This window comes from Neisseria sp. P0001.S007 (genome assembly GCF_051963655.1).
Classification (GTDB): domain Bacteria; phylum Pseudomonadota; class Gammaproteobacteria; order Burkholderiales; family Neisseriaceae; genus Neisseria; species Neisseria subflava_A.
The window spans coordinates 1-842 of record NZ_JBQCUB010000023.1 but is presented as its reverse complement, the minus strand read 5'-3'; the positions used below and the strand labels follow the sequence as shown (position 1 = coordinate 842).

At 49.4% G+C, this 842-nt stretch carries 1 protein-coding gene; it reads right to left on the bottom strand.

The annotated features are described in order from the left end of the window. On the bottom strand, nucleotides 1-842 hold an 842-nt coding region (tuf, locus tag ACTHRE_RS11050; protein WP_377073774.1), incomplete at both ends, for an elongation factor Tu.

Genomic DNA, 842 nt, shown 5'->3' with positions numbered 1-842 from the left:
GGCATTACCATTTCTACGCCTTCTTCCAAAGTAACTGCACCAGTTACGTCAGTAGTACGGAAGTAGAATTGTGGACGGTAGTTAGCGAAGAATGGAGTGTGACGACCACCCTCTTCTTTGCTCAGTACGTATACTTCTGCTTTGAACTTGGTGTGAGGAGTGATAGTACCTGGTTTAGCCAATACTTGACCACGCTCTACGTCTTCACGTTTAGTACCACGCAGCAATACGCCTACGTTGTCACCAGCTTGACCTTCGTCCAGCAGTTTGCGGAACATTTCAACACCGGTACAAGTGGTTTTTTGAGTTTCTTTCAGACCTACGATTTCGATCTCGTCACCAACGTGGATGATACCGCGCTCTACACGACCGGTTACTACTGTACCACGGCCGGAGATAGAGAATACGTCTTCGATAGGCAACAAGAAAGGTTTGTCCACAGCACGCTCAGGTGTTGGGATGTAGCTGTCCAAGGCAGCAGCCAATTCGAAGATTTTTTCTTCGTAAGCAGCATCACCTTCCAAAGCTTTCAGTGCAGAACCTTGTACGATTGGGCAGTCGTCGCCAGGGAAGTCGTAGCTTGACAACAAGTCACGGATTTCCATTTCAACCAGTTCCAACAGCTCGGCATCGTCAACCATGTCGCATTTGTTCATGAATACGATGATGTAAGGTACACCTACTTGGCGAGCCAACAGGATGTGTTCGCGAGTTTGAGGCATAGGACCGTCAGCGGCAGAACATACCAAGATCGCGCCGTCCATTTGGGCAGCACCGGTAATCATGTTTTTAACGTAGTCGGCGTGGCCCGGGCAGTCTACGTGTGCGTAGTGACGGGTTTC